This is a genomic window from Trichocoleus sp. FACHB-6 (assembly GCF_014695815.1).
GTDB lineage: Bacteria > Cyanobacteriota > Cyanobacteriia > Cyanobacteriales > FACHB-T130 > Funiculus > Funiculus sociatus.
Genome location: NZ_JACJOY010000130.1, coordinates 65,183 through 83,076 on the forward strand (window position 1 = coordinate 65,183; position 17,894 = coordinate 83,076).

The following is a 17,894-nucleotide window of genomic DNA, read 5'->3' on the forward strand; positions in this document are numbered from 1 at the left end:
GTGTTATTCCTGAGCCACTAACCCTAACCGTAAGCTTAAGAGGCACTCGCGAAGTTAGGGACAATTACCAGCTATACCGCCTCACGGGTTTGTTAGATGCTTTCTCGGAACCCACGTTCCGGAAGGTGGTCAGCAAGTATATTGAGGAAGGTCCCAGCCACGTTATTCTGGATCTTTCTAACATCGACTTTGTGGACAGCTCTGGCTTAGGCGCTTTAGTGCAGCTGGTGAAAAAGGCTCAAAGCGTTGATGGTTCTTTGCAAATTGTCACCAATGCTCGCGTGACTCAAACCGTTAAACTGGTTCGCTTAGAACAGTTTCTCTCGTTGCAGCCTTCAGTTGAAGCAGCATTGGAGAAGATCAAGCAGCCTTGAGCTGAATGATAAATCGATAGGTGGGGCGGGGCTGACAACCCGCCCTTACCAATTTCTAGCACTGGCACGACTGGGATTTTCAGTGCAAAGCTAAAATTTAGAGGGCAAGGTGACTCAGGAGGAGGAAGGGCGTTTAGATAACCTGGCGACTAACTCGCCACTGGGCAAAACCGAGATGTGGTTTAACCCAAGATGGGCTGTAGATCGAAAAGCTCAAATCCAACAGCTTTCCCCAGCGTCTTTAGCTTATTTGGGGGACGCGGTGTATGAACTATATATCCGCAGCTTTTATCTGCTGCCGCCAAAGCGATCGCAAGCCTATCACGACATGGTAGTAGGGCAGGTGAGAGCAGAAAGTCAAGCAAAAGCACTACAAGAACTCCAACCGCACCTCACCGACACAGAATTAGAAATTTTGCGGCGCGGGCGCAATGCCGCAGGACGACGCAAACGCCTCGACCCAGAGATTTATCAACAAGCTACCAGCTTAGAGACGTTGATGGGCTATCTTTACCTCACCGATCCCCAACGCTTGACCCAGCTGCTAGAACACTTACAACTAAACCCGATTTCAGAAGACAAAAATTCTTAACAATATGCCAGATAAAAAACGCCGCCCCCACCCTCCAGGCAGAAGTAGCAGCCGAGGAAAGCCTATCCTATCCCAGCGCGTATTCCCAAAACGTGTTGGAGAGCAACGTGGTCGCCCCGCACGTCCCTCTCGCGATGAAGAACAGCAATCGGATGAGATAGACAGCAGTTCTGTGGACAAACACGAGCAAGTAAAACCGATTCGCCAGCGACGCGATGGGGAAAAACCCCTTCCCCCCAGCCGACGCGAACACAGCCAAGAAAAGGAAAAACGCCCTTCTAAAGAAGAAACTGGGGGCTGGGGAAAAGAACCTAGCAAGAGGGAAGGAACTCACAAAGAACGAGGCATTAAGCGAAATTCCCAACCCCAAATTTCCGAGCGCCATTCACCAATCCCAGGTAAATCTGAGCGAGGGAAGTTCGTGAGAACGGGGCGCGAAAAGCCGCCAAGAGGGAGATACTCAAGTGATGCTGCTAACCCAGCCGCTTCCCTACGCGATCGCGCTGTTTCTTCGCCCCCAGAGGAAGAAACAGACATGATTTATGGTCGGCATCCTGTCCTCACAGCTCTAGAAAACCAGCGCCAGCTTAACCGGATTTGGATACTTCCCAACCTGCGCTACGATCCTCGCTTTCATACCTTGCTATTGCAAGCCAAAGAAAGGGGAGCCGTAATTGACGAAGTAGAACCGAGACGCTTAGATCAAATTACCAACCAAGCCAATCACCAAGGAGTAGCGGCTCAAGTCGCTCCCTATACTTACGCTGAATTGGGCGACTTAATCGCCAATGCCAAATCCGTCTCAGAACAGCCAGTCTTGTTAGTAGCGGATGGCATTACCGATCCCCATAACCTGGGAGCAATTATTCGCACAGCAGAAGCCTTGGGAGCGCAGGGATTAGTGATCCCCCAACGACGGGCAGTAGGTATCACATCAGCTGTGATGAAAGTGTCAGCTGGAGCTTTAGAAAGTTTTTCAGTGGCCAGAGTCGTCAATCTGTCTCGCGCCTTGGAAGAATTAAAAGCAGCTGGCTTTTGGATTTACGGCACTGCCGCCGAAGGTAGTCAAATGGTACACACAACTCAATTCACTGGGCCAGTAGTATTAGTAGTTGGTTCTGAGGGTGAAGGTCTGAGTTTGCTGACACAACGCTGCTGTGACTTCCTGGTTTCCATTCCCTTACAGGGACAGACTCCTAGCTTGAATGCTTCAGTGGCGGCGGCAATGGCTCTTTATGAAATTTACCGTCAACGCTGGTCAAATAAAATCTACCTTTGATAATCTGTCACAAGACTCTTCAAAAAAGAATCATGTCAGAGTATAACAAAGTGTAAACAATAGCACATTTAGAAAATAGCATCGCATCCCCTAAAACAGGCAAAGACTATGAAGGAATTCTTGATTAGCATTCTCCACTTCTTTGGACGGGCTTGGTGGGTTGAGATTGTCACTGACAACCCTCGTTGTACTTACTACTTTGGCCCTTTCATCAGCAGCCAAGAAGCCCACGCAGCCAAGGCTGGTTACATCGAAGACCTAGAACACGAAAGTGCCAATGGTATTAAGGTGGTAGTGAAGCGCTGTAAGCCAGAGAAGCTAACCATTTACGACGATTCGGGGGAGCGTTTTGACCGCAAAAGAACACCTACTTTTAGCGGTCAGCTTTCTTAGTATTTGCTTCGTCTCAATTAACCCTCAGACCGAATGGGATTAGATAAACAAAGCCCGCTAGGTAGCGAGCTTTAGAAGTGGGTAGCAAACCCAGATTTGAATTAGGCTCAGGCAGGCATTACTACCTGGGGGTGGGTGTCGAGCCAGTTGTCAATGTCTTTGTTGACCAGATCGGGAATCTCCCACGGGAATAAATGAGCGGTGTTGGGATAGCAATGCCATTCACAATCCTTGAGGTGGCGAGCAGTTTCTAAGCTTGAAACTGGGGTGATATGGCGATCGCATTCACCAGCCAGCATCAAACTCGGACAAGGAATCTGCTCTAGGTCTGCCAGTCGGTTATACCCAGTTCTCAGGGCTGTGTTGAGGGCGCGATTGGCAGCAGCCGAGGTTTGTAAATAAGCTGACATTGCCTCTAATGCCAGGTAATTGTAGGTACTCGGCGTGTGTTGCTGGATTAGATAGCGGTAGAGCGATCGCTTCCCAAACGTCTCAATATTCCACTCCCACCCAGGCTGTATGCGATTCAAAATCGAAGCCAGCCCCGTGTAAAAATTATCCTGCCAACTAATCGGCGGATGACTGCCACGGGGACGAGCCGCTGTCCCAATTAAAATTAGACCGCTAACTCGCTCTTTTAGCCCCAGCGCCAACTCCATCGCCAATATTCCCCCCAACGACCATCCTAGTATCAAACAGCGTTCGATTTGTAAGCGGTCTAGAAGCGCCTCCAGGTCAACCAAATGGTCGCCCATAGTAAAATCCCCATTGAAGCGACTACTGCCATATCCCCGGAGGTCTGGGGCGATAGTTTTGAAACGATTTTCGAGGTGGTTAGTAAAGATAGACATACTGCGACCATTGCCGGGATGACCGTGCAAGCACAGAATGGGAAACCCCTCTCCTTGGACGCGGACGCTGAGGTGATGAGCTGGGGAAGAAGTGTAAGGCATAAATAAGGTTCTCATGTAAAAGGTAAAAGGCAAAATAATTCTTCACTTTTTCATTTTGCATGAGAGCCTTTTGCCTTTCTCAATTACCATCTCAACTATTTGTCTTTATATCCTCCAGCGTATGTAATGACGCACATATTTCTGTATTTAGCATGAGAACCGAAGCCCACCCCAGCTACCTTAAAAGCGGAGTTAAAGATATTTTTTCTGTGACCGCGATCGCTCACTCCATCATCAATAATTAATTGCATCACAATATCTTGGGCTGTGCTAGAACCGTAGCTGATGTTTTCCCCGGCGGTGGTTTGCCAAGAACCATAGCGGTTGATGCGAGTAAAGGGGGTACTGCGATCGCTTCCCGTGTGTCCTGTCGTACCCCTTGGGCCTTGGTCTTTGACGAGATCCTTCGCACCTAAAGACATCCCTTTGGACGCACTCAACGCTGACACAGGTTTGGCTGATTTTAAGAACGCGATCGCCTCATCAACTGCCCTCACGCCTTCCTGAGTCTGCAAATAGACGTTACCAGGCAATTTAACTCGCTTGCTATCAACAAAGCTCTTTTTATACTTTTCCAACACAGCAACATAAGCGGCGGGATTTGTCCGCGCCTTATTCATTTCCACAATTACCGCTTGTTCCAAAGGCGAAAGATAACTCGCTTGTGCCAACAAAGTAGATCCTCCTTGAGTAGGTATTGGAACACCTGCCAGAGATGGGCTAGAGGGAAAAACTGAATGAAAGAAGGTCGCCAGTACAGTGATAGGGGCAAATGCCATAAATAGAATCCGACGCATAAATCACCTTACAATTTCCTGACAAGAGAAATAACGCTGTCTATATCAAATAGATTGACAGCAGCTTCCTAAAGTTTCCGAATTTAATAAAAATAAACGTTACTCTAAAATTTAGAACTTATCCAACGCTAAATTTATCTTTTTACCACATTTTTTTAGCTGCTACTTCTGTAAAAGTGTTTTTGTTCCTTGTTAACCAGAGGCGATCGCCCTCAAACTTCAGAAATCTTAAATTCAGTTTGTGAGCGATCGCAATATACAAGCAATCGCTCAAAATCGAATCAAATGCCCAAATTACTTCAAGATTTGTTTACACTAGCTAATACGTTCTCGATATCTGATAGCTGCACCGCACCTGAGAAAGTTTCGCCATTTATCACAAAAAAGGGTGTGCCAGAAAGCCCCAAAGATTCAGCAAGTTGAATATCTTCTTGGATGGCGGTATCCGCAAGAATACGATCGTCCTCAAACTTCTCCAAATCAAGATTCAACTTTTGGGCAATATCCTGATACAAATCCTCACCCAATTTGTCTTGTTGGGTAAAGAGCGCGTCTTCGTACTCCCAGAATTTTCCCTGCTGACTTGCAGCCCAAGCAGCTTTAGCAGCTAACATGGCTTCAGGATGAATTGGAGTAAGGGGAAAATGCTTGTACACTAAAGCGATTTCGCCTGGATGCTTTTCTATCAATTGCTTCAGTGTTTTATGAGCTTCGGCACAATATGGACATTGAAAATCTGAGAACTCAATCAGCACAACCTTGGAATCAATTGCCCCAGTAGTGGGAGATTCTCCAATCACCGCTTTAGTATTAGTTTTTAAATCTTGCAAAAATGCTTGCTGTGCTTGCTGAACCTGCTGTTGTTGCTGCTGTTGGTATGCCTGAACAGATTCCAGAATTACTTCTGGGTGCTTGCGAATAATCTGTAAAACTTGCTCTTCCAATCGCGGACTGGTTTGGCTAGCTGCTTGCGCTGGCGTTGACCAGGCGAACAATGCTAGACACAATAACAACATTGCTAGTTTCAATGCTTTCTTAGCCGCCATTAGGAAGAAAGTGGGGGCGATCGCCCAAAGTTGAACTCGACGCATAAATTACCTGGCTGATGTTGCTAACACGATCCAGTATGCTCGACTTGCGGGGTGGCGGAACAATGATAGGGACGCGATCGCTTCCCAATAAAAATACTGATACGAAGCGCGATCGCCGGTTAATTCCCATAATTTTCCGCAATATCACCCCCAAACCCTCCCCGGAAGCGGGAAAGCGGGGACGGGTTCAATATTTACGGCTAATCAACTGTAAAATCCGCACGGCAAAAGGATTTCGACTGTCTCAGTAGGGAATCATAGCAACAAGAAAGCGATCGCGTCTTTGGCGTAACCTATACTAAAAATCTAGACGGTGAATCGAAACGAGGTCATGGCATGGCATCCATCCGCGAGTTGCATAAACAACTCATTCGCAAAGAACGCTCAGCTGTAGAAATTACCCAAGAAGCTTTAGACCGTATTCAGGCGCTAGAGCCGAAATTGCATAGTTTTTTGTGCGTAACAGCAGATAGAGCATTGCAACAGGCTCGTGCAGTGGATGCCAAAATCGCCGCTGGGGAAGAAATTGGGCTGCTGGCGGGGATTCCTATTGGCATTAAGGACAATATGTGTACGCAGGGGATTCCCACTACCTGCGCCTCGAAGATGTTGGAAAATTTTGTCCCGCCTTACGAGTCAACGGTGACGCAAAAACTGGCTGACGCTGGTGCAGTCATGGTGGGGAAAACCAATCTCGATGAGTTTGCGATGGGTAGTTCTACGGAAAACTCAGCCTATCAAGTCACTGCTAACCCTTGGGATTTGGATCGCGTGCCGGGAGGGTCTTCTGGCGGTTCAGCGGCGGCGGTGGCGGCAAAAGAGTGTGTTGTAGCTATCGGTTCTGATACAGGTGGCTCTATTCGTCAACCAGCGTCTTTCTGTGGCGTTGTCGGGATGAAACCTACTTATGGGTTAGTTTCCCGTTTTGGGTTGGTGGCTTTCGCTTCTTCGTTGGATCAGATTGGCCCCTTTGGACGCACAGTAGAAGATACAGCGATTTTATTGAGAGCGATCGCAGGTTACGATCCCAAAGATTCTACCAGTCTCAAAGTCGAAATCCCAGACTACGCCAAAGCTCTCAGACCAAATTTCAAACCCAGAGGTCAGTTGCGAGTTGGTTTTATTAAAGAAACCTTTGGCGAAGGTTTAGACTCAACTGTGTGGCAAGCTGTTACCAAAGCTATTGAGCAACTGCAAAATTTGGGAGCGGAAATTCAAGAAATTTCTTGTCCCCGCTTCCGCTACGGTTTGCCCACCTATTACGTTATTGCTCCTTCTGAAGCATCCGCTAATCTCGCCCGCTACGATGGAGTCAAGTACGGCTTCCGTACACCAAACGCCGACAATCTTCTATCGATGTACACCCAAACTCGCGCCGCTGGTTTCGGTAAGGAAGTCAAGCGCCGGATCATGTTGGGTACTTATGCTCTCTCAGCGGGTTACTACGACGCCTATTATCTCAAAGCCCAAAAAGTCCGCACCTTGATTAAACAAGACTTTCTGCGGGCTTTTGAAAAAGTTGATATTTTAGTATGTCCCACTGCTCCTACAACTGCTTTCAAAGTAGGAGAAAACACAGAAGATCCGTTGGGTATGTATTTGAATGACCTGATGACTATCCCGCTAAATCTTGCTGGGTTGCCTGGTTTAAGTGTACCCTGTGGTTTTGATGAAAAGGGATTGCCGATTGGAGTGCAATTGATTAGCAATGTTTTGCGAGAAGATTTACTTTTGCAAGTAGCATATGCCTATGAGCAATCTACTGATTGGCATCTACGCACGCCGCAACTAGATTAGCTATCTTTCTCGTTCCCAGGCTAGAGCCTGGGAACGCAATTCTAGAGGCTCTCGCTCGAAGTATAAACAAGTTAGGAATAAGAACCCACCCTTATTGTAAATAGACGCTCCTAGGAGGCTCTGCCTCCTGTAATCATTCCCAAGCTAAGCTTGGGAACTAGGAAACCAATTAGTAATTAGTAAAATAATATGTCTTTCGTAGGTTTACATATTCACAGTGATTACAGTCTGCTTGATGGTGCTAGTCAGTTACCCGAATTGGTAAATCAAGCAATAAAATTAGGAATGCCTGCGATCGCTCTCACGGATCATGGCGTTATGTATGGCGCAATTGAACTAATAAAAGTTTGTCGCGGTAAAACAATCAAGCCAATTATTGGCAATGAAATGTATGTAGTAAATGGCGATATTAAAGAACAAAAGCGAGGTAGAAAAAAATATCACCAAGTCGTATTAGCTAAAAATACTCAAGGCTACAAAAATTTAGTTAAATTAACAACAATTTCTCATTTAGAAGGGGTTCAAGGCAAAGGAATATTTTCGCGTCCTTGCGTTAACAAAGAACTTTTAAAAGAGTATCGGGAAGGTTTAATTGTCACCAGTGCTTGTTTAGGCGGTGAAATTCCCCAAGCAATTCTCCAAGAGAAGCCAGATATCGCTCGCCGAGTTGCTAAAGAGTACAAAGATGTTTTTGGCGAAGACTTTTATTTAGAAATTCAAGATCATGGTTCTCAGGAAGACAGACTTGTTAACGTTGAAATTGTCAAAATTGCGCGGGAACTAGACATTAAAATTATTGCTACGAATGATTCGCATTTTATCTCCTGCAACGATGTAGAAGCGCACGACGCGCTATTATGTATTCAGACGGGGAAATTAATTTCCGAAGATAATCGGATGCGCTACAGCGGGACTGAGTATCTTAAGTCTGCTGAAGAGATGAAACAACTGTTTCGAGATCATCTACCGGACGAGGTAATTGAGGATGCGATCGCAAATACCCTGGAAGTCGCTGAAAAAATCCAGCAATACAAAATTTTCGACGAGCCACGCCTTCCCGACTATCCTATCCCATCAGGTTATACAATTGACACCTATTTAGAAGAAACTGCCAGAGAAGGACTGCGAGAAAGATTTAAAGTTCGTTCTTATTTAGACCTTGGCTCAGTTTATCGAGAACGGCTGGATTATGAATTGAAAATGATTCAGCAGATGGGTTTTTCTACTTACTTTTTAGTAGTTTGGGATTACATCAAATACGCCAGGGATCATGGCATTCCCGTAGGGCCAGGACGTGGTTCTGCTGCTGGTTCTCTCGTAGCTTACGCCTTAAAAATTACTAATATTGACCCAGTACATCATGGGCTGCTATTCGAGCGATTTCTAAATCCAGAACGGAAATCTATGCCTGATATTGACACAGATTTCTGCATCGAAAGACGGGATGACGTAATTCAGTACGTTACCGAAAAGTATGGGAAAGAGCGAGTAGCACAAATTATTACCTTCAACCGTTTAACATCTAAAGCAGTTTTAAAAGATGTCGCCAGAGTATTAAATATCCCCTATGGGGAAGCAGACAAAATGGCGAAATTAATCCCCGTGGTGCGAGGAAAGCCAACCAAACTCAAAGTAATGATTTCTGAGGATTCACCCGCACCAGAGTTTAGAGAAAAGTACCTATCAGAGGAAACAGTTCGCCATTGGGTTGATATGGCAATGCGGATTGAAGGTACAAACAAAACCTTTGGGGTACACGCCGCTGGTGTAGTTATTTCCAAGCAAGCGCTAGATGAAATTGTACCGCTGCAAAAGAATAATGACGGCTCTGTAATTACCCAGTATTTCATGGAGGATTTGGAATCACTAGGATTGTTAAAGATGGATTTTCTAGGGTTGAGAAACTTAACGATTATCCAAAATACGATTGATTTGATTAAGAAGCATCGAAATATCGATATAGATCCTGATGATGTAACATCTGAGGAAAGAAAAGCTTATAAAATTTTATCAAAAGGCGAACTTAATAAACGACCAAAAGGAGTTGATAGTACCTATAAAAAGTTAGAAGAAGGTGATTTAGAAGGGATTTTTCAGCTAGAGTCGTCGGGAATGCGCCAGATAGTGCGCGATCTGAAACCATCGAACATAGAAGATATTTCCTCAATTCTAGCTCTATATAGACCGGGACCATTAGACGCTGGACTAATTCCTTTGTTTATTAATCGTAAACATGGAAGAGAAGAAATTGTCTATGCAAATCAGTTATTAAAACCAATTCTTGAGGAAACGTATGGTGTTCTTGTTTATCAAGAGCAAATTATGAAGATGGCTCAAGATTTGGCTGGATATTCTTTAGGTCAAGCTGACTTATTACGCCGCGCAATGGGTAAGAAAAAAGCTGATGAGATGGAGAAGCAGCGGCAACTTTTTATTGATGGAGCTACGAAAAACGGGATTGTAAGCACACTGGCTGAAGATTTATTTGAACAGATGGTGAAGTTCGCCGAGTACTGTTTTAACAAATCCCATTCAACTGCTTATGCTTATGTTACTTATCAAACTGCTTTTTTAAAGGCAAATTATCCGGTTGAATATATGGCGGCGTTGCTGACGGCTAACAGTGGCGATACCGATAAGGTACAGAAATATGTTGCTAACTGTTTGGCTATGGGAATTAAGGTGGAACAACCGGATATTAATCGCTCTCTTGTAGATTTTACGCCGTCGCAAGGAAAGATTTTGTTTGGGTTGTCTGCGGTGAAGAGTTTAGGTTTGGGAGCGATTGAGTGTATTTTGGCAGAACGAGATCAGGGGGGAAATTTTAAGTCATTGGCTGATTTATGCGATCGCGTCAACCTCCATGCTGTCAAAAAAAGCTCCTTAGAAGCTTTGATCCAATGCGGTGCTTTTGATAGTATCGAAACGAATCGAAACCAATTAATCCATGACCTCCCCTTAGTAGTAGATTGGGCGCAATCCCGCGCCAAAGACCGAGAAATCGGTCAGGGAAATCTGTTTGACTTTTTTGGGGGGACGACCTCCACTCAAGACAAGGCTAGTCCTGCTTTTGAATCTGCTCCCAAAGCGCCTCCGGTGAAAGATTTTTCCAAAACAGAGAAGTTGCAGATGGAAAAACAACTGCTGGGCTTCTATGTTACTGACCATCCTCTTAAATCGGTAGAAAAATTAGCCGAGGGGTTAGATCCTGCCCCTATCAATCTCAGCCAACTGGAAAATGCGCGGGCGAAGTCGAAGGTCACTGTTATTGTAATGCTCACAGAAGTCAAGCAGGTGACTACTAAAAAGAATGAGCGTATGGCGATTCTACAAATGGAAGACATAACAGGTCAAACCTCAGCTGTAGTCTTTCCCCAAACTTATGAAATAATCAATTCCTTATTAGTAACAGATACGCCTCTAATTATCTTTGGCAAAGCGGATCGGCGAGAAGATCAGATGCAAGTAATTGTGGAAGAAATTAAGCTGATTACAGCGGAGCAATTGGTAATAGCGGAAGTAACACCGCCGCCAGTAGAAGAGGAACCTGAATTCCAGCCCCAGGAAACAACTTTTTCAGAACAACCAAAGAATCACCATGAGGATAATGTGAGAATTGATGCTGAGCATTTGGTGATGGTGGAACTGACACCTGAGCGAATTAATGATGAGGCAAAACTTAAGCACCTGCTAATTCTTTTGGAAGAACATTCAGGCGACAAGAGTAAAGCAAAAGTTCCGGTGATTGGAGTTGTGGCGGGTGAATACGAGCGCAAGTTTGTGCGCCTGGGACAAGCATTCTGGGTGCAAAATCACAAACGTACTGTTGATGCTCTTAGATCCGCTGGTTTTACTGCCCGCGTTAAGGCTGTGACGAGTGGAGAATACTCGTCCTATGACTATTAAATTTTCTCGTCATCTACAAGAGGAAATAAAACGGCGAGGGATTCCATTGATTTTAGTTGACTTCGTTCTCCTTCAGTTCTTTGGGAGATTTGTAGCCAGCTTGGTCAGCTATTTTCCGGCTTGGAAAACAGATATCGGGCTTGATTTTGTCGTAATTTTTCGCCTTTGTCCCGGTGTAGACTTTACCTCGTTTTTTGGTATTTCTCCCCTTAATCGGCGCATTACTTGGGCAATTATTTCCTTGAGGCGAAACACCTAATTTTTCAGATGTAGCTTTACCAGATGAACTAGGGGAAGCTTTATTTTCATCTACCGAAGGAGAAGGCGAAGCAGTTTCAGAAGTAGGTGAGTTGGGAGAATTATTAGTTACAGGTACGTTAGCTTCTTGAGTACAACTAGAAAGAGTTAAGCCGAGTAAAAGCACTATGAATGGAATCCATTGACAATGATAATTTTTCAAGTTCATTAACTTTCTCGGAAAGCTTAAAAAAGGATATTGTAACCTCTAAAAGTTAATTTTTTATAGTAAGTATAGTCTACCCTACAAAATATAACTTTGCTAAGTCTGAGTTGGCGGTTTTTTGGGTTTTGGAGAGCCTAGAAACTGAGATTTTAATTCTTCCAATTCCAGATCAACTTGGCTTTTTGATTGTGCAGGATTAGGGGATGAAGGTTTTTGGGGAGTAGATTTTTGATTTTCGTTCTTAGAGGTGCTAGCTTCCAGAAACTGCGATCGCATCTCTGCCAATTCGTCATCAACTAGGCTTTTAGACTTGCTAGCTGAGGTTGTGACAACGGGTGTTATCGCTGGTGGTGATTGATGAACAGGCTTTGCGGGTGTCGCAACTGTTGGTGTTGTTGCTTGCTTCTGCTCTTGATTCAAGTCTTTAAGGACTTCGGCTGCTGATTGATAGCGCCGACTAACAGCAGTTTGCAGCATTTTGTCTAAAATTTTACCTAAAAAACCGCTGACTTTAAAAGTTAAGAATTGTCGCCATACCCAGGCATCTTCGTTGATATCATATAAGTCAAATGGAGACATCTGGGTTAATAAATGAATGCAGGTGACTCCCAAACTATAAATATCGCTGACAAAGGTAGCTTTGCCTCTAGCTTGTTCTGGTGCTACATATTCGGGGCTGCCAATGCTGGTTCCGGTTTTCAGTAGGGCGGCCCCTGTGGCAAATTTAGAAGCGCCAAAATCTACAATAACCAGACGTGTGTCTCGGCTTCTCCTAATAATATTTTCTGGCTTAATATCCCGATGAATTACCTGATGATTGTGGACAAATTGCAGCACAGGTAATAGATCGTTTAACAATTGGAGAATCTGAGTTTCATTAAATGCACCGACCTTTGATAGTTCTTCGGCTAAATTTTGCCCGTCGATAAATTCTTGCACCAAATACTGCCGATCGTCTTGGGTAAAATATGCCAGCAGTTCTGGAATCTGGGGATGTTTGCCTAGTTCATCCAGTCGCACCGCTTCTTGATTAAATAACTCAACTGCCTTTTGAACGGTGCTGGTGCCTTGGGCTTGGGGATAAAATTGCTTAATAACGCAGGGCGGTTTTGAGGGTTTGTCTTCATCCACTGCCAAAAAAGTTCTGCCAAAGCCTCCCTGTCCAATTGGTTTGATAGCACGGTAGCGCTCTTTGAGCAGCAATTTGGTGCCACAAGTGATACAAAACTTTGTATCAGTAGGATTCTGGGGATTTGGGCAAGTGGGATTGAGGCAATAGCTCATAATGGGAAGCAATCAGCGGATGACTCTATATTAAGTCTTTCCTATGTTTTCCCGTAAGAAAAAGCGCCCAAGAGACTAAATGGAGCTACACAAATAAAGCCCACGGACGCGGGTTTAAGAAAATGACAAATGTTATAGTGTCTCTTCCGATTCTTCTGACGAGTTGGCATCGGGCCACAGCAGGCGCATAGCAATCAGGGCAAATCCAATTGCCGCGATCGCTTTCAACATCCGCGCCGGAAACAGCACCGATACGCCTTCTCCTGCCAGAACTCCCAGTAAACTAGCCAACAGCAGTGCTGTGACTGTCCCAAAAAATACAGCGCGGGGAGATTTGGAACTGCCAGAAAGCGCGATCGCTGCAAATTGGCTCTTATCTCCTATCTCTGCCAAAAATACCGTAATAAAACTAATTCCTAAAAGGTGCCAATCCATAACTATTTCTTATTTTTTAATTTATCCTCGTTACTAGGCTGAGCCTGGTAACGCTGTTTTGGAGGTGCCTACTTCAATAATTAATGCAACTACACCAGTGAAAACAAGCCTCACTATAAGCATTCCCAGAATCTGCCTGGGAGCGAAAAAGCTTTAAAAATGCACTACATCCCAGCACAGCATCGCAGAAACGCACAACAAACAAACTCCGGCTGCCGTATCCAGGGTTTTCGGCGAGAACTTGGTTGCCAGAGCGCGCCCCAACAATACTCCTAGTAAACTTGTAGCGATGAGTGCCGCTGCTGCACCTGCAAAAACTAGCCCCGGTGACTGAGATTCCGCACTCATCAGCAGAGTTGCTATCTGGGTTTTGTCTCCCATTTCTGCCAAAAATATCGTCAAGAACGTCGAACTGAAGGCTTTCCAGGGTAAACCTTCCAGCTTAGATGCTGCTGGCTTCTGGTAAGACTGGCGCGTTTGTGCAGATTTCGCTGGTTTAATAGGACGCTCTAAAGTAGGCAAGCTGGGAGGCAATGTGGATAGTTTCACTCTTTAGTTCTGCTTAACGCTGCATAGTTTTCATATTCTTTTCATTTTCTCAGATGTGTGTCGAAATATCAAGCTTTTTAAATTACAAAGCCTTCTCAGAAGCCAACTTCGCTGTTAAAGCGGATCATTTCTAAAGAGCGATCGCCATAAACCCCTTCAATCTGCTCGCGACAACATTCAATCGCAAAGTCGTTCAACTCCTCTGGTTCAACACCATATAAATCCTCAAAAACATCTGACTGCACCCGACAGAAGCGAGGACGGTCTGCATAGATCCGGCATTCTCGCGCCGCATGGTCAAAATTCACGCACCATCCCCCTTCCCCCACCATGCTCAGATAAAGCTGTAACTCATCTGGGGTAAGATACTCATCCAAGTCTGGTCGGTCTGCTGGGTCAAGATGACAGCAGGCTCCACATTGCTTAACACAGCCCCAAGTCGCCATTGTTCAAAATCTTTCAAAAAGTTCTCGTTTCTTGAGCTTAACGGTTTTTCGTTGGCAGCTGTTCAAGACGGCTACCCGCAATTCCTCTCGTTTCTTATACTTTTGTAAAGTTGCTTTAATAAAGGAGCGATCGCTAGGTAAGATTAGATGGCAAAATTTCCAGCTTTGCCAGTTAAATCTATACGTAGTAAATACCCTCATCAAAGGCAGGAAACATGGAATTTTTCAGCTCTTTAGGCAACCTCAACTGGGAAGTAATTGCTCAGCTCACCTTTGTGGCACTAATCATGCTTGCTGGCCCAGCGGTCATTTTCGTGCTGGCATTTCGCAACGGCGACCTCTAAATTCCCAGCGTTTGTAACCAAAGTGAATCTTAAACGCAAAGGATCGCTAAGGGAAGCGCAAAGGTACGCAGAGGGTAATTAAAACTTTGCGCTCCTTTGCGAATCCCTTAGCGGATTTTGTGTTTAAAGGTATTGACTTTTTAGATAAGTTATGTACTTCTTCCGGGTAGGTTCAAAGCTTTGAGAGCAGCCTTAATTAGGTGAAAATACCTCGGTTCAGTAACATCAACTTGGGCGGAATCTGCGGCTGTTGTCCCTAAAAGCCCGGTTCTTTGTCCTTGCTGAATAGCTAGAACTTTACCTTGATGATTTTTAATTCTTAATTCTTTTAAAGACTCGTTCAGACTACAGCTGTAATGACGTTGGTTGTAGTAAAATTCGGCTTGAGGCTGGGGGGAAGCCAGTGAGGAGATTTTGGGAAGTAGGACACCTACTAATTCCAGCTCAATTGTAGTGTTGCCATTCCAGAAATTTTCTTTCAATTTGTAGGCGATATCGACTCGCGGCGGCAAAGGAAAGTAATCGCCCCAACGCCACGCGATCGCTTTAATTTTGTAAAGTGGGTTATCCTGCAACACTGTCAGTTTAACGTGACCTTTCCCCACAATTTTTTGCTCCATAACTCGAACATTAGGAGTCCAGAAAATCGGGTCGGAGTTTTCGATACCGCAGGGGTGAAGGCTATCCATCTGCTGATATAAACTGAGATTAATTTGCTCCAGGCTAGCCTGGGCATCAATCTTCAGCAACGGCTTTAAATGTTCGGGTTTGAGGCATTGGTTAGCAAAAATGCACAACCGTTCTCGAAATGCTTCTAAATTCTCCGCTGGCATAGAAAAGCCGCCAGCTGCCTTGTGTCCGCCAAATTTACCCAATAAATCTTGACAATACTGCAAAGCTTCAAACACATGAAATTCAGGAATTCCCCGCGCTGAACCCCGAATGTGTTGCTCATTTTCATAAGTCCCGATAAACACCGGAACGCCGTAGCGTTCAACTAATCTGGAAGCAACAATTCCAATCACGCCATGATGCCAATCTGGTTGAACAACAACCAAAACCCGGTCTTGCTTCAGAGAACTCGCATGGAATGTCTCTACATAAGCAACAGCTTCTTGTTCAATTTCCTCGCATAGTTGCTGCCGGAGTTTGTTAATCTGTTCGCACTGCATCGCCCTTTCTAGCGCCAACCCCATATCATCAGTTGTCAGCAACTCAATTACGGTTAGGGGGTCAGCAATGCGTCCTACAGCGTTAATTCGGGGGCCAAGGCGAAAACCAATATCCTCCGGCTTTAGGGATTTTGCATTTTGGAATCCCCCCTTTTTTACGAGAGGATCGGATTTGGGATTTTCTGGTTCGCTGTTTTCCGTTCCCTGCTGTACCCCAGACATTTGAATCAATGCTTGCACCCCAGCTAGTTGCGAATGCGGCAACTGTTGCAAACCTCGCTTTACCCAGCGACGATTAACACCAGTTAAAGGCGCTAAATCGGCAATGGTTCCTAGAGTAAATAGTTCTAAAAGTGGCTTCACTAAGCCTTTAGCTTGATCCAGTTGTTGAGCAAGCGTTACTGCCAAAATATAGGCAACTCCAACACCAGCAACACCCCGATAAGGCGAAGATTCGGCAATTAGTTTCGGGTTAAGAATGGCATCAGCTGGTGGGAGTTTTTCTGGGATGTCGTGATGGTCGGTGACAATTACTTTTACACCCAGTTGTCGCGCTCTATCAATAGGATCAAACGCTGAAATGCCATTATCTACAGTTAAAATTAACCCAACACCTTCTCGGTGAAATTCTTCTACAATTCGCCGATTAATGCCATAGCCTTCACTCATGCGGCTGGGAATGGCATAATCTACCTGTGCGCCTAACCACCGCAGCGCCCGGAGTAACAAAGCAGTGCTAGTCATGCCATCAGCATCGTAGTCACCACAGATAGCAATTTTTTCACTGGATGCGATCGCATCTTTCAACAGTTCCACACTAATTGCTAAATCTGGAAAATCCTCCAATGGTGAAGGCAAAACCTGTGATTCTGGTTCCAGAAATGCTTGCACCTCTTGGTATGTTTCCAGACCCCGATTGATCAGCACCTGACCCAACAAAGGTGAAAGTCCCGTTGCTTGCGCCAGATGTTGAGCTTGTGCTTCAATGCTGGGAAATATCTGCCACCGATGATTAGGCAATCGGTGAGAACGAGAGGGTGGATCTGATGATGGTCGATCTTGCACAGGTGTCTTAATTTAAGCAATCTGGCTCTGGCCATCCTATCAGCTTTGAGCTAAAAAACCGCAACCCGACCGTCGTCTTTAAGATAAACTGTGCGATCGCCTGGAGGACGACCACCGGGACGCACTTCTATCCGCAAAGTTCTCGCATTCGGTTTCCCAATATTCACCCGCAACGGCAACCCAGTAGCATCCCACAACAAAACTGATAAATTTGGGTCGGTACTACCTCCCCTAGCAAAAGATACCGCTTGTCCGGGATTAAGGGGAATCGGGTCAGTCCCCAACACCCTCTGCATCTGAACCAAACTTGATGTTAGATTAACCACCTCAAAGGTAATGCGTTGTCCCGGTATGAACTGAATCGGCGGCGGCGGACATTTATCAGCACAGGTTCCCGCTGCTGCTGGGTTGATTTGTCTTGCATCCCCAAGCAGTAGACTAGCTGCAACTAAGACGAGTGTAGGCAGAAGTTTAGACATGAAAACTTAAATTTTACACACTCCATACTATCTCGCGTCGCGTCTGTCTGCATCAGTAAATACATTTTTTTTGTATGTAACCGCATTCCCTACAAAGTGCGGAAATTGCGGTTGTGCGACAGGCAAATATCTTAATCAGACTTGATATATAGCGTTTCTCAGCTGGGTCGAGTATATGGCAATTCTGACCTTCCCTCGACCTTGCTAGGGACATGGAATTGCCATGTCCCTACAGATGTAACGCACCCAAGCCTTGAATTGATATACATAAATTCAGGAAAGTGCAAGTCGCACATTTGAGTGACACTCAACTAAGCTACCTCAGATGTGTTTCACCAGAAAAAGCGACTGCTAATTACCTTAAACCAAAAGTTATAACTATAGAGAACTTGCCAAGATGAAGCGGTGAAACAAATCTGAAATTTCAGAAATGTTCACGAGCAATGGAAAATCTTCCAGACATACAGATAAAAGT

The 17,894-nt window shown here is 45.0% G+C and carries 18 protein-coding genes; 8 read left to right on the forward strand and 10 right to left on the reverse strand.

Annotated elements, in window-relative coordinates; translation table 11 throughout:
• Positions 1–5 precede the first annotated feature (5 nt).
• From H6F66_RS27170 to H6F66_RS27185, 4 genes are all read left to right on the forward strand, one after another.
• Positions 6–374 carry an STAS domain-containing protein gene (locus tag H6F66_RS27170; RefSeq protein WP_190428330.1) on the forward strand — a complete coding sequence of 123 codons (369 nt, stop codon included), beginning with the start codon at positions 6–8 and terminating at the stop codon, positions 372–374.
• A 175-nt stretch (positions 375–549) separates the two neighbouring features.
• Positions 550–966: a ribonuclease III domain-containing protein gene (locus H6F66_RS27175; protein WP_190428332.1), complete on the forward strand. Its 417-nt coding sequence runs from the start codon at positions 550–552 to the stop codon at positions 964–966.
• Between the two features lie 346 nt (positions 967–1,312).
• Positions 1,313–2,245: a 23S rRNA (guanosine(2251)-2'-O)-methyltransferase RlmB gene (rlmB, locus tag H6F66_RS27180; protein ID WP_347269434.1), complete on the forward strand. Its 933-nt coding sequence runs from the start codon at positions 1,313–1,315 to the stop codon at positions 2,243–2,245.
• A gap of 108 nt (positions 2,246–2,353) precedes the next feature.
• The gene (locus tag H6F66_RS27185; RefSeq protein ID WP_190428252.1) at positions 2,354–2,638 is read left to right on the forward strand and encodes a DUF1816 domain-containing protein; all 285 of its coding nucleotides are present in this window, start codon (positions 2,354–2,356) and stop codon (positions 2,636–2,638) included.
• A 107-nt stretch (positions 2,639–2,745) separates the two neighbouring features.
• Here H6F66_RS27185 and H6F66_RS27190 read toward each other — a convergent pair whose 3' ends face one another.
• The 3 genes from H6F66_RS27190 to H6F66_RS27200 form a co-directional block, all read right to left on the reverse strand.
• Positions 2,746–3,591: an alpha/beta hydrolase gene (locus tag H6F66_RS27190; RefSeq protein WP_199295089.1), complete on the reverse strand. Its 846-nt coding sequence runs from the start codon at positions 3,589–3,591 to the stop codon at positions 2,746–2,748.
• Positions 3,592–3,686: 95 nt separating this feature from the next.
• Positions 3,687–4,388 carry a CAP domain-containing protein gene (locus H6F66_RS27195; RefSeq protein WP_190428255.1) on the reverse strand — a complete coding sequence of 234 codons (702 nt, stop codon included), beginning with the start codon at positions 4,386–4,388 and terminating at the stop codon, positions 3,687–3,689.
• A 299-nt stretch (positions 4,389–4,687) separates the two neighbouring features.
• Complete coding sequence (locus H6F66_RS27200) at positions 4,688–5,434, reverse strand: thioredoxin domain-containing protein (RefSeq protein WP_199295093.1); 747 nt, start codon at positions 5,432–5,434, stop codon at positions 4,688–4,690.
• Between the two features lie 59 nt (positions 5,435–5,493).
• On the opposite strand from H6F66_RS27200, the gene H6F66_RS27205 reads away from it, so the two are divergent.
• From H6F66_RS27205 to H6F66_RS27215, 3 genes are all read left to right on the forward strand, one after another.
• Positions 5,494–5,730: a hypothetical protein gene (locus tag H6F66_RS27205; RefSeq protein WP_190428258.1), complete on the forward strand. Its 237-nt coding sequence runs from the start codon at positions 5,494–5,496 to the stop codon at positions 5,728–5,730.
• A gap of 85 nt (positions 5,731–5,815) precedes the next feature.
• A complete protein-coding gene (gatA, locus tag H6F66_RS27210) occupies positions 5,816–7,276 on the forward strand; it encodes an Asp-tRNA(Asn)/Glu-tRNA(Gln) amidotransferase subunit GatA (protein ID WP_190428259.1) in 1,461 nt (486 codons plus the stop codon).
• Between the two features lie 189 nt (positions 7,277–7,465).
• Positions 7,466–11,182: a DNA polymerase III subunit alpha gene (locus H6F66_RS27215; RefSeq protein WP_190428260.1), complete on the forward strand. Its 3,717-nt coding sequence runs from the start codon at positions 7,466–7,468 to the stop codon at positions 11,180–11,182.
• A 52-nt stretch (positions 11,183–11,234) separates the two neighbouring features.
• Here H6F66_RS27215 and H6F66_RS27220 read toward each other — a convergent pair whose 3' ends face one another.
• From H6F66_RS27220 to H6F66_RS27240, 5 genes are all read right to left on the reverse strand, one after another.
• The gene (locus H6F66_RS27220; protein ID WP_190428261.1) at positions 11,235–11,648 is read right to left on the reverse strand and encodes a hypothetical protein; all 414 of its coding nucleotides are present in this window, start codon (positions 11,646–11,648) and stop codon (positions 11,235–11,237) included.
• A 93-nt stretch (positions 11,649–11,741) separates the two neighbouring features.
• Entirely contained in the window at positions 11,742–12,929 is a 1,188-nt protein-coding gene (locus H6F66_RS27225) for a serine/threonine-protein kinase (RefSeq protein ID WP_190428262.1), read from the reverse strand.
• A gap of 132 nt (positions 12,930–13,061) precedes the next feature.
• Positions 13,062–13,364 (reverse strand): TMEM165/GDT1 family protein, encoded by a 303-nt coding sequence (locus H6F66_RS27230; RefSeq protein WP_190428263.1) that lies wholly within the window; start codon positions 13,362–13,364, stop codon positions 13,062–13,064.
• A gap of 153 nt (positions 13,365–13,517) precedes the next feature.
• Positions 13,518–13,913 carry a TMEM165/GDT1 family protein gene (locus H6F66_RS27940; protein ID WP_190428264.1) on the reverse strand — a complete coding sequence of 132 codons (396 nt, stop codon included), beginning with the start codon at positions 13,911–13,913 and terminating at the stop codon, positions 13,518–13,520.
• Between the two features lie 95 nt (positions 13,914–14,008).
• A complete protein-coding gene (locus H6F66_RS27240) occupies positions 14,009–14,359 on the reverse strand; it encodes a YkgJ family cysteine cluster protein (protein ID WP_190428265.1) in 351 nt (116 codons plus the stop codon).
• Positions 14,360–14,574: 215 nt separating this feature from the next.
• Here H6F66_RS27240 and H6F66_RS27245 point away from each other — a divergent pair, with 215 nt between their 5' ends.
• A complete protein-coding gene (locus tag H6F66_RS27245) occupies positions 14,575–14,703 on the forward strand; it encodes a photosystem II reaction center protein Ycf12 (RefSeq protein ID WP_190428266.1) in 129 nt (42 codons plus the stop codon).
• Between the two features lie 149 nt (positions 14,704–14,852).
• Here the strand turns inward: H6F66_RS27245 and recJ are convergent, their stop codons facing one another.
• Positions 14,853–16,940, reverse strand: a complete 2,088-nt coding sequence (recJ, locus tag H6F66_RS27250) for a single-stranded-DNA-specific exonuclease RecJ (RefSeq protein ID WP_190428268.1) — start codon at positions 16,938–16,940, stop codon at positions 14,853–14,855.
• 50 nt (positions 16,941–16,990) lie between these two features.
• Positions 16,991–17,419, reverse strand: a complete 429-nt coding sequence (locus H6F66_RS27255) for a hypothetical protein (RefSeq protein WP_190428270.1) — start codon at positions 17,417–17,419, stop codon at positions 16,991–16,993.
• Positions 17,420–17,894: the final 475 nt, after the last annotated feature.

Excerpts from the sequence above, each read along its gene's own strand:
- H6F66_RS27175 (WP_190428332.1), top strand. The coding sequence starts at position 550 with ATGTGGTTTAACCCAAGATGGGCTGTAGATCGAAAAGCTCAAATCCAA.
- H6F66_RS27185 (WP_190428252.1), top strand. The coding sequence starts at position 2,354 with ATGAAGGAATTCTTGATTAGCATTCTCCACTTCTTTGGACGGGCTTGG.
- H6F66_RS27190 (WP_199295089.1), bottom strand. The coding sequence starts at position 3,591 with ATGCCTTACACTTCTTCCCCAGCTCATCACCTCAGCGTCCGCGTCCAA.
- H6F66_RS27195 (WP_190428255.1), bottom strand. The coding sequence starts at position 4,388 with ATGCGTCGGATTCTATTTATGGCATTTGCCCCTATCACTGTACTGGCG.
- H6F66_RS27200 (WP_199295093.1), bottom strand. The coding sequence starts at position 5,434 with ATGGCGGCTAAGAAAGCATTGAAACTAGCAATGTTGTTATTGTGTCTA.
- H6F66_RS27205 (WP_190428258.1), top strand. The coding sequence starts at position 5,494 with ATGTTGCTAACACGATCCAGTATGCTCGACTTGCGGGGTGGCGGAACA.
- gatA (WP_190428259.1), top strand. The coding sequence starts at position 5,816 with ATGGCATCCATCCGCGAGTTGCATAAACAACTCATTCGCAAAGAACGC.
- H6F66_RS27215 (WP_190428260.1), top strand. The coding sequence starts at position 7,466 with ATGTCTTTCGTAGGTTTACATATTCACAGTGATTACAGTCTGCTTGAT.
- H6F66_RS27220 (WP_190428261.1), bottom strand. The coding sequence starts at position 11,648 with ATGAACTTGAAAAATTATCATTGTCAATGGATTCCATTCATAGTGCTT.
- H6F66_RS27225 (WP_190428262.1), bottom strand. The coding sequence starts at position 12,929 with ATGAGCTATTGCCTCAATCCCACTTGCCCAAATCCCCAGAATCCTACT.
- H6F66_RS27230 (WP_190428263.1), bottom strand. The coding sequence starts at position 13,364 with ATGGATTGGCACCTTTTAGGAATTAGTTTTATTACGGTATTTTTGGCA.
- H6F66_RS27240 (WP_190428265.1), bottom strand. The coding sequence starts at position 14,359 with ATGGCGACTTGGGGCTGTGTTAAGCAATGTGGAGCCTGCTGTCATCTT.
- H6F66_RS27245 (WP_190428266.1), top strand. The coding sequence starts at position 14,575 with ATGGAATTTTTCAGCTCTTTAGGCAACCTCAACTGGGAAGTAATTGCT.
- H6F66_RS27255 (WP_190428270.1), bottom strand. The coding sequence starts at position 17,419 with ATGTCTAAACTTCTGCCTACACTCGTCTTAGTTGCAGCTAGTCTACTG.